General features: G+C 68.9%; 13 protein-coding genes. 6 read left to right on the top strand and 7 right to left on the bottom strand.

The genetic code is table 11. The features are described 5' to 3' along the window. Nucleotides 1–111 precede the first annotated feature (111 nt). Nucleotides 112–549, top strand: coding sequence for a hypothetical protein (locus Q9G87_RS51795; protein ID WP_305924086.1), 438 nt, complete (start codon nt 112–114; stop codon nt 547–549). Here Q9G87_RS51795 and pta read toward each other — a convergent pair whose 3' ends face one another. The 3 genes from pta to Q9G87_RS51780 all read right to left on the bottom strand — a co-directional run bounded on the left by pta (nt 550) and on the right by Q9G87_RS51780 (nt 4,152). After that, a complete protein-coding gene (gene pta / locus Q9G87_RS51790; RefSeq protein ID WP_305924085.1) occupies nt 550–2,628 on the bottom strand; it encodes a phosphate acetyltransferase in 2,079 nt (692 codons plus the stop codon). Between the two features lie 207 nt (nt 2,629–2,835). Further along, the gene (locus tag Q9G87_RS51785; protein ID WP_305924084.1) at nt 2,836–3,363 is read right to left on the bottom strand and encodes a DoxX family membrane protein; all 528 of its coding nucleotides are present in this window, start codon (nt 3,361–3,363) and stop codon (nt 2,836–2,838) included. Nucleotides 3,364–3,960: 597 nt separating this feature from the next. Then, nucleotides 3,961–4,152, bottom strand: coding sequence for a DUF1918 domain-containing protein (locus Q9G87_RS51780; protein ID WP_305924083.1), 192 nt, complete (start codon nt 4,150–4,152; stop codon nt 3,961–3,963). A 177-nt stretch (nt 4,153–4,329) separates the two neighbouring features. Here Q9G87_RS51780 and Q9G87_RS51775 point away from each other — a divergent pair, with 177 nt between their 5' ends. Further along, nucleotides 4,330–4,935 (top strand): Rv1733c family protein, encoded by a 606-nt coding sequence (locus tag Q9G87_RS51775; RefSeq protein WP_305924082.1) that lies wholly within the window; start codon nt 4,330–4,332, stop codon nt 4,933–4,935. 158 nt (nt 4,936–5,093) lie between these two features. Here Q9G87_RS51775 and Q9G87_RS51770 read toward each other — a convergent pair whose 3' ends face one another. Together Q9G87_RS51770 and Q9G87_RS51765 are read right to left on the bottom strand one after the other, a co-directional pair. Further along, on the bottom strand, nt 5,094–5,588 hold the full coding sequence (locus tag Q9G87_RS51770; RefSeq protein ID WP_305924081.1) for an NUDIX domain-containing protein: 495 nt from the start codon (nt 5,586–5,588) through the stop codon (nt 5,094–5,096). Beyond that, entirely contained in the window at nt 5,585–6,325 is a 741-nt protein-coding gene (locus Q9G87_RS51765) for a helix-turn-helix domain-containing protein (protein WP_305924080.1), read from the bottom strand. The genes Q9G87_RS51770 and Q9G87_RS51765 overlap by 4 nt, the downstream gene beginning before the upstream one ends. Before the next feature lie 152 nt (nt 6,326–6,477). On the opposite strand from Q9G87_RS51765, the gene Q9G87_RS51760 reads away from it, so the two are divergent. From Q9G87_RS51760 to Q9G87_RS51750, 3 genes are all read left to right on the top strand, one after another. Further along, the gene (locus Q9G87_RS51760; protein ID WP_305924079.1) at nt 6,478–6,777 is read left to right on the top strand and encodes a hypothetical protein; all 300 of its coding nucleotides are present in this window, start codon (nt 6,478–6,480) and stop codon (nt 6,775–6,777) included. 582 nt (nt 6,778–7,359) lie between these two features. Then, nucleotides 7,360–7,620, top strand: a complete 261-nt coding sequence (locus tag Q9G87_RS51755) for a dsRBD fold-containing protein (RefSeq protein ID WP_305924078.1) — start codon at nt 7,360–7,362, stop codon at nt 7,618–7,620. A gap of 393 nt (nt 7,621–8,013) precedes the next feature. Continuing rightward, nucleotides 8,014–8,361 carry an STAS domain-containing protein gene (locus tag Q9G87_RS51750; RefSeq protein WP_305924077.1) on the top strand — a complete coding sequence of 116 codons (348 nt, stop codon included), beginning with the start codon at nt 8,014–8,016 and terminating at the stop codon, nt 8,359–8,361. Between the two features lie 12 nt (nt 8,362–8,373). Here Q9G87_RS51750 and Q9G87_RS51745 read toward each other — a convergent pair whose 3' ends face one another. Then, nucleotides 8,374–9,771, bottom strand: a complete 1,398-nt coding sequence (locus Q9G87_RS51745) for a WS/DGAT/MGAT family O-acyltransferase (protein WP_305924076.1) — start codon at nt 9,769–9,771, stop codon at nt 8,374–8,376. A 123-nt stretch (nt 9,772–9,894) separates the two neighbouring features. Continuing rightward, nucleotides 9,895–10,599, bottom strand: a complete 705-nt coding sequence (locus tag Q9G87_RS51740; protein ID WP_305924075.1) for a universal stress protein — start codon at nt 10,597–10,599, stop codon at nt 9,895–9,897. Nucleotides 10,600–10,764: 165 nt separating this feature from the next. Between Q9G87_RS51740 and Q9G87_RS51735 the strand changes: the two genes are divergently transcribed. Further along, nucleotides 10,765–13,356: a bifunctional acetate--CoA ligase family protein/GNAT family N-acetyltransferase gene (locus Q9G87_RS51735; protein WP_305924074.1), complete on the top strand. Its 2,592-nt coding sequence runs from the start codon at nt 10,765–10,767 to the stop codon at nt 13,354–13,356. The last annotated feature ends 22 nt before the right edge of the window (nt 13,357–13,378 follow it).

Below are 13,378 nucleotides of genomic sequence, written 5' to 3'. Positions count from 1 at the left end.
GAACGTTGCCATCGACATCGCGAGTCCGGAGGCGGTAGAACCTCTTGCGGACTGCTCGTCGGCGTACTGGAACTCGTCCTGGCGTCCGGCAGAGCGGCCACGGAGACAGTAATGGGTGGGGGAAGAGTGCTGGTCAGGTTAGGTGCGGGATTCGCGAGCGCGGTCGTCGTGGGAGTGGTCGGAGGGGTGCTGGCCCGGGTGCTGATGCGGCTGGCGACAGTGGCGGCCGGAGTCGAAGGAAGCTTCTCCTGGGCGGGATCGCTGATCATCGTATTCTTCTTCGCGGCCATCATGATGCCCGGAGCGGTGTTCGCGGCCTTCACTCGCCGCCGCCGCGGGCTGATTCCGCTGATGCTGTGCTCAGGCCTGCTGTGTGTCATGGGGGCAGGCATCGCCATCCAAGATCTGAGCGCGGTCAACAACAGGGCCATTCCGAGCACGTTCGAGTGGATACTGGTCGGCGGCACGGCCGTCGGCATCCTCGCCACTGTCCTCGCCATGCCGGCGTTGATCGCGCGCCTCCTGCGCCGCGTCCGTCAGAGCACCTGATCAGTGGCGTATCGCTGCTTCCACCTCGGCCGCGCGGCCGGCGTCTGGTTCGTCGTCGCGTACTTGCGCGACGGTGATGGCCACGGTGGTGACGATATCGGCGACGGTCGCACCGCGCGACAGGTCGTTGACCGGCTTACGCAGTCCTTGGAGCACCGGTCCCACCGCGACGGCACCGGCGCTGCGCTGAACGGCCTTGTAGAGGTTGTTGCCGGTGTTGAGGTCGGGCACCACGAAGACGGTGGCGCGTCCGGCCACCTGGCTGTCGGGCATCTTGGTTCGGGCCACCGAGGGGTCGACCGCGGCGTCGTACTGGATCGGCCCTTCCGCCGGCAGGTCGGGACGGAGCTTGCGGACCAGCAGGGTTGCGGTGCGGACCTTGTCGACGTCGGCGCCGGCGCCCGAGGCGCCCGTCGAGTACGACAGCATGGCGATCTTGGGGTCGACGCCGAACAGGGCGGCGGTGCGGGCCGAGGAGATGGCGATGTCGGCGAGCTGTTCGGCGGTCGGGTCGGGGTTGACCGCGCAGTCGCCGTACACCAGCACCCGGTCGGCCAGGCACATGAAGAACACGCTGGAGACCAGTCCCAGGCGCAGGATCTCGAACGCGGGCCTGATCGTGTGCGCGGTGGTGTGCGCCGCGCCCGAGACCATGCCGTCGGCCATGCCGGTGTGCACCATCAGCGTGCCGAAGTAGGACACGTCCGTGACGGTGTCGCGGGCCAGCTCGACGGTCATCCCCCGGTGCGCCCGAACCCTGGCGTACTCGCGGGCGAACCGCTCGCGTAGCTGCGCGTCGAACGGGCTGAGCACCCTTGCCTCGTCCAGATCCAGGCCGAGCTGGGCGGCCTGCACCCTGATGCGCTCCTCGTCGCCGAGCAGGGTGAGCTCGGCCACGCCACGGCGCAACAGGACGTCGGCCGCGCGCAGGATGCGGGGTTCCTCGCCTTCGGGCAGCACGATGTGCCGGCGCTGGGTACGCGCGCGGTCCAGCAGCTCGTACTCGAACATCAGCGGCGTGACGACGTCGGTCTTGGCGATGGCCAGCCGATCGAGTAGCAGCCGGCCGTCGACGTGCTCGGCGAACAACCGCAGTGCCGTGTCGATCTTCCCACCGGCTTCGGGTGTGAACTGGCCCTCCACCGCCGACAGACGGGTGGCGGTGTCGAAGGTGTCGTGGTCGGTGGCGATGACCGGCAGAGGAATGGCCATGCTGCGCAGCAGCCGGTCCACCGGGGCGGGCAGATCCGTGCCGCCCGTCATGATCACCGCCGACAGCGTGGGGAAGCCCGGCGCGGCATGCGCCGCGATCAGCCCGGGCAGCAGCGCGGCGGCCCGATCGGAGGGGATGATCACGGCTGCGCCCTCGGTATAGCGGTCCAGGATGCTGGGCAACGACATCGCGCCCACCACCAGCGCGCTCGCCTCCCGGCCGAGCCCGTCGCGCTCGCCGAGGAAGAACCTGCCGTCGCAGGCATCCAGCAGATCGGCGACGGTGGGCGCGCGCAGAGAGGGCGCCTCGGGCAGCACGAACACCAGCGTGGGGTGGTCGATCGCGATGTGCTCGGCAGCCGCCCGGGTGACCACGACCGCGAGCTCCCTGGCGTGGTGGTGCACCAGTTGCCGGGACGACAGCTCGACCGCGGCGGCGATCTCCGCGACCGTCCTGCCTCTCCCGCTCACCACGCTCAGCACGGGTGTTCCCAGGTCCGCTGCCAGCCTGGCGTTGAACTCGAACTCGGTAGGCGCGCCCACGTCGGTGTAGTCCGTCCCGACCACCACCACCGCGTCACACCGCCCCGCGAGCGCACGGTAGCGGGCCACGATATCGCCGGCCGCACGCTCGGCATCGGCGTGCACCTCGTCGTAGGTGACGCCGGCGTACGTCTCGTAGGGCAGGGAGAGCTGGAACCTGCTCCGGAGGGTGTTGATCAGGTTGTCCTCGCGGCCTGCCCTGACGACTGGACGGAACACGCCCACGGTCCCCACCTGCCGCGACAGCAACTCCACCATGCCCAGGGCGATCGTGCCCTTGTTGCTTCCGGCTTCGCCTGCCGCGATGTACACCGCACGTGTCATGTTCACCATTCTCGACGGACGCGGCAAACCCCACACACCGGGGAGGCGGACTCGGATCATCCAGCGGTTACGGTGCACTAGGGTCAGCCGAGCCAAGGCTCGGAATTGTCTACCGCGGACCTGCTGCGGCGGGCAAAGACATGAGAAGGAGCCGCGCAAGGCGACGCCCACCCCTGGGGCATCGGGGTGGGCGTGTGGTCTTGCGCACTACTTGAGCCAGGCGTTCTGCTGCACGATCGGCAGCCTGCCCAGGCCGAGCGTGATGCCGGCGTTGGCCAGGGCCAGGCCGATGAGCACGATCGCGTAGATGATGTGGTCGTCCATGAACGGGTTGTTGGCCAGGGGCAGCTCGGCCGCCCACATGAAGACCAGCAGTAAGCCGCCGGTGGCGGCGGCGATCCGGGTGCCGACGCCCAGGACGAGTGCCAGGCCGATGCCGAGCAGGCCGGCCATGAACAACCAGTCCACCCATGCCTGTCCGGCCAGGCTCGAGAAGAAGCCGCCGAGCGCGTTCTCGCCGGTGCCCTTGAGGAAGCCGGTGGTGGGGCTGCCGCCCTCGATCCAGGCGCGGTTGACCGGGGTGGCGAAGCCCCAGCCGAAGGTCTTGTCCAGGAACGCCCACAGGAACACCCAGCCGATCGAGATCCGGGCCATGGCCCAGATGTAGTCGACGGGGCGGCGTGCCTGCGTGCCCGTGCTGGTCGGGGTGACGGGCCTGTTGATGGTGGCGGCCATGATGGCCCCTTTCATCGCTGATTGGTCGTCTCTGTTACGCCTCAAGCACACCGTCTGCGCCCTTGCCGGGGCAGTGCCGTACGACCCGCAGCGCCAGGACCTTGGTCCCATCACGTCGCCGCGACATGACCAACGCCTGAGCGCCACCCTCCCTCGGCACTCCTCGCCGCCGCGATACCGTCAAACCGCCCCGGCGGGCACCAGTTAGCGGGGCGAGGGATCTTCGGCAGGACCTCCGTCCCTGGCAGCACCCGCTCTCGCGGGAAAGACTGAGGCCCTACACCGCCATCGCCGAGGACGAACTGGCCATCAATCCGGAGTACCTGGCCGAGTTGGCGGCTTGGAGCACAGGCCACGGAGTGCCCGCTCATGTCCAAGGGCCGCTGGCCATGGGCGACGTGGATCCGGTCCGCGACTTCGGCCGCCGTGCCGGCAGCGCGCGCTTTGAGGCGCGTCCTCACCTGGCGGTGCTCACCACCGCCGCAGACGAGCCGCTTGACTGGCTGCGCGCCGGGCAGGCCCCTGCAGCGTGTGGGCGGGACGGCTTCGGCTTCCGCCCTCGCGGTCGATCACGACCTCACGCCTGCGCCGTTCTGCTTACCGGGCGGATTGGACGATCCGCGCATCGGGCCCGGGGAAGATGAGGCTCTCGTGTCCGTCGTCCAGCCAGCGCACCAGGTAGGGCGGCGATCCGTCCGCGTGGCTCACCTCCACGATGAAACCTTCGCGGCGGGTGCTCTCGCCGCGAGTACCCTCCACGACCAGCCGATCACCCACTGTCGCCTTCATCGCCGTCTCCTCAGAAGCGCGTTTGCCTGTCCTTCCCTTTCACCCTCCAAGCCTCCGCCCTGGCGGGGCAGGGCCGGAGGTCTCCACGGCGGAGGACCTTCGGCCCTCACGTAGCCGCCGTTCGGCTCTGCCGTTCCCGGGCGGCTTCTCTCACAGTGACCTGAAGGAGGTTGTCCCATGAAGAGCTCGATTCATCCGGTAATGCTGCGTGTGCGCCTGTACCGGCACGACGACAATCCCTTGCGCCGCCATTCCGATCGGCTGGAGTCCGTTTTCGTGCTGGCGGCTCTGGTCCTGGTGCTGGTCAGCCTGTGGCCGGCCGTGGTCGCCGGGCGGGCGGTGTACGAGGGGGCGGTGCAGGATCAGAGCGCGGGGACCGGTGTTCGACGACAGGTCATGGCCACGTTGACGCAGGATGCTCCGCCCGCCCGCGTGTCGTTCTCCGAGGTCCCCGCCGCGCAACCGGAGACGATGGCCCGCTGGACGACCGCTGAGGGCGCGGCGCGATGCGGCTTCGTGCCGGCACCCTCGTTGGCCAAGGCGGGCTCTGTGGTCCCGGTGTGGATCGATGCCGCTGGTGCACCCGCCTCACCGCCCGCTGACAGTGCGGTGCTCGCCATGCGGGGAATGGTGATGGGGCTCCTGGTCGTGCTCGGGACGGGGTTGCTGGTGCTGACGGCGTTCTTGGTCTTCCGCCGGCGGCTGGATCGGGTCCGGTACGGCGAGTGGGACGCCGCGTGGGTGCGGGCCGGCGAGCAGCGGCGCCGCCCCAGACAGCCGTGAGCAACGGCTCAGCCCGGCTCCATCCGGGGTTTCTGGAAGCGCCAGGACACGTTCAGCTCGGGTGGGTGCACGGCAGCAAGCGCACGCTCCAGCGCCTGCTCCGATGGAATCCGACGCTCCCTGAGACATGCCCCGGAACCAGGGGGCACCGGGGGTCTTTAGCCGATGTACGGGTCCAGCCCTTTGAGGCCGTGATCGATACGCAGCCGAATGGCGGGGTGGATGGGGTAGTCCTGGAGAGCTTCAGGATCGACCCACCGCACCTCGCGTGCTTCAGTGGGCTCGGGCTGCATGATCCCGCCGACGACCCGGGCGCGCAAGCAGATGTTGATCGGCTGCCGCACCTCGTCGACCTTGTCACCGTGCATGTAGACGATCACATGGTCAGGGGTGGAGAACACACCCACCAGGCCCGTCACCTCGACGTCGAGGCCGGTCTCCTCACGGCACTCCCGTGCCGCCGCCTGAGCAACCGTCTCACCTCGCTTCACACCCCCGGTGGGGATCGTCCACAGGTCGTTGTCCGTACGACGCAGCATCAGTAGACGGCCCCCGTCGTCACGGACGAACACACTCGCCGACGCCTTACGACTGGTCGGTTTCGGCGCGTCCGGGTCACGCCAGTAATCGACGCGCTTCGTCTTCTTCGTCACGCGACGACCCCGCGATCCCACGGCCGTGCCGACGCCCATACCCGCTCGAACGATTCCACGTAGGTGTTGAACCACGCCCCGTCCATCCTGCGCAGATGGATCGTGGGCGTGTACGCGGCAAGCAGCCCGTACACGTGGACGTTCACCAACATCTCATCGTCGAAGCGGTAGATCGAGTTGTACAGCGGTGTGTCGTGCAAGCGGATCTGCACGCTGGGCGGCATGTGCTTCCGGTAGTAGCCAACCACCGCCGCCACACGTCCCGCCACGCCCCCGCCGATCTGATGCTCTGCGTCACGCGAGGCGAGCTGTTCCCCCTGTGGATCGCCGAGCAGCAGGCGCACCCGTGCACCCTCTTTCGCCTTGCCGGCCAGCGTGGGGAGCCAGTCAGGGTGTTCCTCCGTCAGGAACAGGCCGGCGAACGCCAGGAGGTCGATGTTGCGCTCGGCGTTGCGCAGCGTCTCCGTCCACAGATGGCGCGGCACGTCATTGCGGCGCGGGTAGGAAGCGACCACCTCGGCACCCATGAGTGACGCCTTGTCGATGGCGTCCGGCCACAGGTACGACTCGTCTTCATCGAGGATGGCGGCGACCCGGTACCGGGTCTTGGGGTAAGGGACGACCGTCCCGTGCAGCCAGCGCTCGACGGACTTCACGCTGACCTCACCTCGGTCCGCGAGTTGACGGGGGTCGAGCCCGGCGCGGAGCATAGCCCGGCGTAGGCGTTCGTTCACCATGGCGGCATCCTGCCTTAGGACATCCGAGCGCATCCAGTTGACTGCAAGATGTCGTTAGGTGTCCAGGGGTGACGGTGCGCTGTCCTGTAGTCACAGAAGATGCTGAGGCTGTGAGCAACGCCGTACGCCAGCAAGTGCCTCCCGCTGACAAGGTGGCCGTCGAGATCAGCGGCATGATCCTTCACGTACCAAAGGGCACGACGACCGTGTATCTCGTGCAGGCCCACGTCAACCCGGTGAAGCCCGCGGAGGTCTCCGGAGCGATCCTGACGACGGATCTCATGTTCGCCTGGACATGGCTGATCGAGGCGCTTGCCGATCAAGGTTGGGGAGAAGTGGTCGCGTTCGATGTGGCGCTCAAGACGTGCCCCCGGTGGTCTCGCAACCTGGGCCGGATTGACGGACCCACCAAATACCCGAACCCGCTCAGGCACACGCCGATCGAGTCCTGACCCATGCTCGGTGTGACCAAGCTCGTTTGGTCGCCTTACCAGGGGCGTGGCGCTCACACCCGGGTACGCGATCACGTCACCGTTCACGAGGGAATCGAGCTGGAGCTGATCACCGAGGCCGGTCAGTGGGCGGTTCGCCGGACGACGTGGGAGGGCTTCCGGATGATCCGGCAAGAGGAGACGGCACGAGGGGTTTCGCGTAGGGCGAAGGATGCGTGGCACTGGCTGACTGGCCGGTGGGTCTAGCCTAGGGCCGTCTCTGGGCGGCACGGCATGTGACGTGCCAACGGGTCCCCCGGAGACCGGAGAGTCCCCGCCGAGAACCGTGCGACGGGGGCTCATGATCGAATTCCTCACGAAGCCTGCGGGCGATCATGAAGGAGCCCCCTAGACAACGTACGGACACCGCCGAATTCATCACAACATGAATACCGATTGCGGCATCCACCCCGACCCAGCGGGCCGATGGGCCTGAGCTAAGGGTCTTTCGTCCCCACGGAACCGGGCGTTCGCCCCTGGCGGGCATGCGAGCGCCAGGTGAAGACTGGACAAGATCCAAGGGTTGCGCAGGAGGTTCCTACGGTGGCGAACAAGCAGTGGACTGTGCAGATCTATCTCGCCGATGAAGGGGATGAGACATCGGCACGTGCTGTCCTGATCACCAAGGGCGGCGGGCGTGTGGACGGTATAGGGCGCAGGCGCCGCAACCCGGCCGATGCCTGGGTGCCCGACATCGGCGATGAGCTGGCCGCCTCTCGCGCACTGGCCGACCTGGCTGGCAAGGTGGCGGCCATCACCAAGCAGGATCTCGCGGAATCTGTCGCCATCCCGGCCGAATCGTGATGGACGACGCCGATACCTTCTACCCAAATGTCCCGTTGGAGGCCCATGTCGCCGCGGCCAGGGGACTTCGGTCCAGGCTGCCGGAGAAGTTCGGCCCCAGCGCATCCGCGACACGCTGCGGTCGGAGTCGGCGGGCAGGGAGGGGCTTGCGGCCCGCGCTCTCGGACCTTTGGCAGGCCAGAGCGTGACACGCCAAGGGCTAATCTGCCGAGATGGCTGAGTCCATGATCGATGAGATGGTGTGATCCGTCCCGGTCAACTATCACTCCGTGTGACGTTGGACGTGAAGAGGTGGGACCTTCGGCCCTGGCGCGACCATCGACGTCTCTAACAGGATGAAGTGATTCGGTGAAGGGCCTGGGCTCTTCGGCGAGACTCAGTTGGAGGGGGAAGATGGACAGGAAGCTTGCCCCGCGGGGCCCGCGTGGACATCCCTTCGGGCTTTCCGCGGAGGTGGAAAACGGCACAGCGCAGATCGCGGTCTCAGGAGAGATCGACATCACGACGGCACCGACGTTGGCAGAGCTGCTCGTCGGCACGATGGCAGAACCGGGTACGGCCGCCGAGGTCGACCTGGGCAACGTGTCCTTCATGGACGCGTCCGGCCTCACCGCCCTCATCCGGGCCGACGACAGGGCCCGGGACATCGGCGGGCAACTGCACCTCTCCCGCGTCCCCGAACGTGTCTCCCGACTCCTGAAAATCACTCATTTGGACCGCCGCTTCTCCGTACTCATCTGATCACATGCCGGCTCAGGCGGCGGCGACCGTGTTGACGAGCTTGCCCAGTTCCTCCTCGATGGCGAGGGCGAACCGCTCGACCTCGGGCACGGTGTCGTAGTCGCCGGTTACGCCGAAGGTGACCTGGTCGCAGTAGGAGAAGACGGAGACGCCGGTGCGCAGCCTGGCGATGATCGGGACGTAGGGGAAGAGCTCCAGGGCTCGGCGGCCGAGGAGGTATAACGGCACGGGAGGGCCGGGGACGTTCGTGGTGACCGTGACGACGGTGCGCTGTGGGAGACGGGCGAGCAACCGGATCACCCAGGATACCGGTGGGAACGGCTCGTGGCGGGCCAGCGTGGTCATCGCCTCGCCGGCCTGTGCCTCCATGCTCGCCTTCAGCTCGGTGAGGTGGGCGTGCACGGCTTGGAGGCGTTCGCCGGGGTCGGCCAGATGCACCGGGAGAAGCGCCAGCATGACCGAGATCCGGTTCGCGCACATGCCTTCGTCACCGGGGGCCCGTACCGACACCGGCACCGCCGTACGTACGGCGTGCGGGTGCGGCTCCTCGCCCCGGTGGAGCAGCAGGGATCGGAAGGCGCCGGCGATGGCCGACAGCGCCACGTCGTTGAGGCTCGCGCCGGCCTGGCGGGCGGCCTGTTTCATCTCTGTCAGGGATGCGCGGGCGACGGCGTAGCGGCGCTGCTCGCCGATCGGGCCGCTGAGCGTGGAGCGGGCTGCCGGCCAGAGTGAACCCGCGAAGGTGAGCAGACCGCGGGCGGTGTCCGCGATGCGCTGCGCGGTGGCGCGTGGCGTCCGGAGCGCCTCGCCGATCATGCGCAGCTGCTCGATCGGGTTGAGCACCAGGTCACGTACCGCGCCGGCGATCAGGTGCGGCGTCGATGGCTCCGGATCGGGGGCGTAGGCATCAAGCGGCGCCTCGCGCTGGTCGCCGTCCGGCGACAGGTCGAAGAGCACGTAGTACAGGTTGGCGCCGGAGATGCCGTCGACCAGGCAATGGTGCACCTTGGACACCAGTGCCCAGCGCCCGCTGGACAGCCCGTCCAGCAGCCAGTACTCCCACAGCGGCCGCTCGCGGTCGAGGCGCTGCGACATGATCTCACCGATCCGTTCGCACAGCGCCGCGTCGTCTCCTGGCTCGGCCACGCTCGCGTGCCGGATGTGCCGGTCGAGATCGAAGTCCGGATCGTCGACCAGGACGGGCGCACCAAGGTCGAACGGCAACTGCCGGGCCTTCTGCCGGTACAGGGGGACCAACGGTAACCTGCGCCGCATGGCCGCGACGAGCTCTTGTCTGGAAGGAGGCGGACCCTCCATGACAGCGATCGACGCGATGGCCATCGAGACCTCCGGCACCTCGTCTTCAACGTCGAGGAAGGCCGCGTCCAGCGGGCTGAGGTGTTCGGTCATGGCCGGACCTCCCCTTGGTCTGGTACGGGTTTCCCCCAAGCCTCCGACCGGGACGCGCGGGGGCACAGAGTCTTAAGTCCTGGTCCGATCCGCGATTTGCCACGTTCTTGCCCCCACCCGGGGTCAGCTTTCCGACACCACCGCCACGGGGCAGGGCGCGTGCTGGAGGAGGTAGTTCGCGGGGCCGAGGCGCGTGGCGCGCGTGCGGCCGATGACCATGAGCATGGCGCGATCGACTGCGTCGCCTTCCTGGGTCCGAACCTCAGGATGGCGTGCCGCCCATTCGGTCAGGTCGGCCGAGGAGGAGAGAGGAACATGGCGCAGGGCGGCCTCGCCGAACGCGAACTCCAGCACGGCCGGGTCCGGCTCCTTGCCGGCGACGACGATCGGCCCTGGATGGGTGGATGTGGGCAGGGGTCCTGGGCCGCGTACGACGATGACCGGGCAGTCGGCGTGGGCGGCGACGTAACCGGCGACCGAGCCGACGACCGCCCGTGGCAGCGCGCTGAGGCCGCGGGAGCCGACCACGATGAGGTCGGCGCTGCCGGAGAGCTCGACGAGGCGCTCCGCGGCGGGGCCTTCGTACAGGTCGGTCTCGACGCGTACGCCCGCGCTGGTCGAGCGGGCGCAGTCGGCGCCGTGCCACAGCACGTGCTCGGCCGCCTTGCGCAGGTGGGTCTTGGCTTCCTCCTCCGCCTCGCCGTAGGGCCATTGCCAGGCGTGGGCGACGGTCAGTGGCAGCTTCCTCAGCTCCGCCTCATCCAGCGCCCAGTCCAGGGCCTGCATCGAGAAGTCCGAGCCGTCGTAGCCGAGCACGATGTGGTTCATGTCAGCAGACCCCCTTCAGACGCCCATGGCACCCAGCCTCCCGTACCCACGGCTCGATGAGCAGGGACCTTCGGCCCCAAGGCGAGGGCCGTACGGCACTGTCCGCCGCACATGGCCGGCGGACAGTCTCGGCGTCGAGAGCCATATCGCGGAAGAGAGACCGGCATGCCCGAGGGATACGACGTACTGCTGCGCGACGGCGGCATTGCCCACGTCCGCCCGCTGCGCCCCACCGACCGCGGCGCCCTGCACGAGCTGATCGACCGATCCTCTGAGCACTCGGCGTACCTGCGTTTCTTCACCGGTGGCCGCAAGACCGCGCACGCCTATATGGACCGCATCACCAGCGACGAATACGGCGGACACGCACTGGTCGCCACCATCCGCGGGCAACTGATCGGGGTAGCGGAGTACGTCCCCGGCCGCGATGGCAGTGCCGACCTGGCCATCCTCATTGATGACGCCGTTCACGGGCACGGCCTGGGCACCTTGCTGCTCGAGCACGTCGCGCTGGACGCGGGCGCGCATGGAGTTCGGGAACTGGTGGCCGACGTGCTGGGTGAGAACCGGCCGATGCTGCGGGTGCTGCACGGCCTCGGGCTGGAGATGACGCAACGCTTCGAGGAGGGCATGCTGCACGTCGTCATCGCCGCCGAGCCCACCCATCGGCTGCACGAGGGCATCGCGGCCCGCGATCACGAAGCGGGACGGGCGTCACTACGGCGGGTGCTCGCGCCTCGCTCGGTGGCGGTGATCGGCGCCGGCCGCAACGAGCGCGCCATCGGACACAAGGTGCTGCGCAACCTGATCGACGGTGGCTTCCGCGGGCCGATCCACCCCGTCAACCCCAACGCCACCGAGGTGGCCGGGCTGGCCTGCCACGCCAAGGTTCCTGATGGCGTGGACCTGGCAGTGGTGGCGGTGCCTGCCCGGCACGTGCTGGAGGTGGCCCGCGACTGCGCGGATGCGGGTGTGGCCGGGTTGGTCGTGGTGACGTCGGGGTTCGCCGAGACCGGGCAGCGCGACGGGGAGTCCGACCTGCTAAAGATCTGCCGTGCGGCCGGGATGCGCCTCATCGGGCCGAACTGCCTGGGCGTGGTCAACACTGCGGCCCGGCTCAACGCCAGCTTCCTGCCACACCGACCCGTCCGTGGCCGGGTGGCGCTGATGTCGCAATCAGGTGCCGTGGGCGCGGCACTGCTGGAGCGGCTGGACGTCTCCTCGTTCGTCTCGGTCGGCAACAAGGCCGACGTCAGTGGCAACGACCTCCTCGAATACTGGGAGGACGACCCTGGCACCGATGTGATCGCCCTGTATCTGGAGTCGTTCGGGAATCCGCGCAGGTTCGCCCGCATCGCCCGCCGGGTCGGGGCGCGCAAGCCGATCCTGCTGGTCAAGAGCGGCCGCGGCGGGGCGGGCGACCGGGCGGTGCGCTCGCACACCGCCGCCGCGGCCACCCCCGACGTGGCGGTGGACGCGCTCACCCGCGCCGCCGGCGTGATCCGGCTCGACAGCGTGCACGAGCTGATCGACACCGCCAAGCTGCTGGCCGCCCAACCCCTGCCGCGCGGCCGCCGGGTCGCGATCGTCGGCAACTCCGGCGGACCCCAAGCGATGGCCGCCGACGCCTGCGAGCGTCACGGCCTGGTCGTTCCGGAGCTGCCGCCCAGGCTGCTGGAGGCCCGTGCCGCCGCCGCGCTGGGCAACCCTGTCGATCTGACCGCCGACGCCACCGCCCCCGAGATCGGCGCCGCCGTCAAGGCGGTCGCCGAGGCACCGGACGTGGACGTGGTCCTCGTCGTCTACACCCCGCCGTTCGGCGATGGCCTCGACGCCACCCGCCAGGCCATCGCCGAGGCGGCCAAATGTACGGACAAGGCCGTGCTGGCCTGCGTCATCGGCCACGGCGGCCTGATCGACGGCCGCGTGCCCAGCTACGCCTTCCCCGAGCAGGCCGTCGCGGCACTCGCGCACGCCGTGCGCTACGCCGAATGGCGCCGACGCCCCCTCGAACCCGCCCCCGCGCCGATGTCGGTGGACGTGGTCACGGCACGCGAGATCGTTCAGGCGGAATTGGCGAAGCGCCCTGACGGCTGCTGGCTCTCCCCCGCCGTCACCGCCCGGCTACTGCGCTGCTACAGCATCCCCTTTGCCGAGACGGTCGACGTGCACAGCCCGGAGACCGCCGTGCGGGCAGCGGTCCACGTCGGCCTGCCCTGCGTGCTCAAGGCCGTGGGCCCGGTGCACAAGAGCGACGTCGGCGGTGTCCTGCTCAACCTCCGGTCACACGATGAAGTGCGGCAGGCCTACCGCGCGATGTCCGCGCGGATCGGCTCGGAGATGACGGGCGCGGTCGTCCAGCGCATGCTGCCCGCGGGCGTCGAGATCATCGTCGGCGGGGTCAACTACCTGGCGTTCGGACCGCTCGTCATGGTGGGCATGGGCGGGGTGACAGCCGACCTGCTGGCCGATCGCGCCTTCCGGGTGCCGCCCGTCACCGACGCCACCGACATGATCGGCGAGCTGCGCTGCGCCCCGCTGCTGCGCGGCTACCGTGGCTCCCCGCCTATGAACATCCAGAGCCTGGCCGACCAGGTCACGCGGATCGGCAGGCTGCTCGAAGACCTGCCACAGGTGGCCGAATTGGACCTCAACCCCGTCATCGTCAGCCCGGACGGCGCGACCACGGTGGACGCGCGCATCAGAGTGGCTCCCTGCGAGCCGCCACCCTCGCCGCTACTGCGGCGGCTGCGCTGACCAACGACCGTCCTGCTCGGGA

The organism is Nonomuraea turcica (assembly GCF_030718205.1).
Taxonomy (GTDB): Bacteria; Actinomycetota; Actinomycetes; order Streptosporangiales; family Streptosporangiaceae; genus Nonomuraea.
This window is presented reverse-complemented; position numbering and strand designations above follow the sequence as displayed.

Excerpts from the sequence above, each read along its gene's own strand:
- Q9G87_RS51795 (WP_305924086.1), top strand. The coding sequence starts at position 112 with ATGGGTGGGGGAAGAGTGCTGGTCAGGTTAGGTGCGGGATTCGCGAGC.
- pta (WP_305924085.1), bottom strand. The coding sequence starts at position 2,628 with ATGACACGTGCGGTGTACATCGCGGCAGGCGAAGCCGGAAGCAACAAG.
- Q9G87_RS51775 (WP_305924082.1), top strand. The coding sequence starts at position 4,330 with ATGAAGAGCTCGATTCATCCGGTAATGCTGCGTGTGCGCCTGTACCGG.
- Q9G87_RS51765 (WP_305924080.1), bottom strand. The coding sequence starts at position 6,325 with ATGGTGAACGAACGCCTACGCCGGGCTATGCTCCGCGCCGGGCTCGAC.
- Q9G87_RS51740 (WP_305924075.1), bottom strand. The coding sequence starts at position 10,599 with ATGAACCACATCGTGCTCGGCTACGACGGCTCGGACTTCTCGATGCAG.
- Q9G87_RS51735 (WP_305924074.1), top strand. The coding sequence starts at position 10,765 with ATGCCCGAGGGATACGACGTACTGCTGCGCGACGGCGGCATTGCCCAC.
- Q9G87_RS51785 (WP_305924084.1), bottom strand. The coding sequence starts at position 3,363 with ATGGCCGCCACCATCAACAGGCCCGTCACCCCGACCAGCACGGGCACG.
- Q9G87_RS51750 (WP_305924077.1), top strand. The coding sequence starts at position 8,014 with ATGGACAGGAAGCTTGCCCCGCGGGGCCCGCGTGGACATCCCTTCGGG.
- Q9G87_RS51780 (WP_305924083.1), bottom strand. The coding sequence starts at position 4,152 with ATGAAGGCGACAGTGGGTGATCGGCTGGTCGTGGAGGGTACTCGCGGC.
- Q9G87_RS51745 (WP_305924076.1), bottom strand. The coding sequence starts at position 9,771 with ATGACCGAACACCTCAGCCCGCTGGACGCGGCCTTCCTCGACGTTGAA.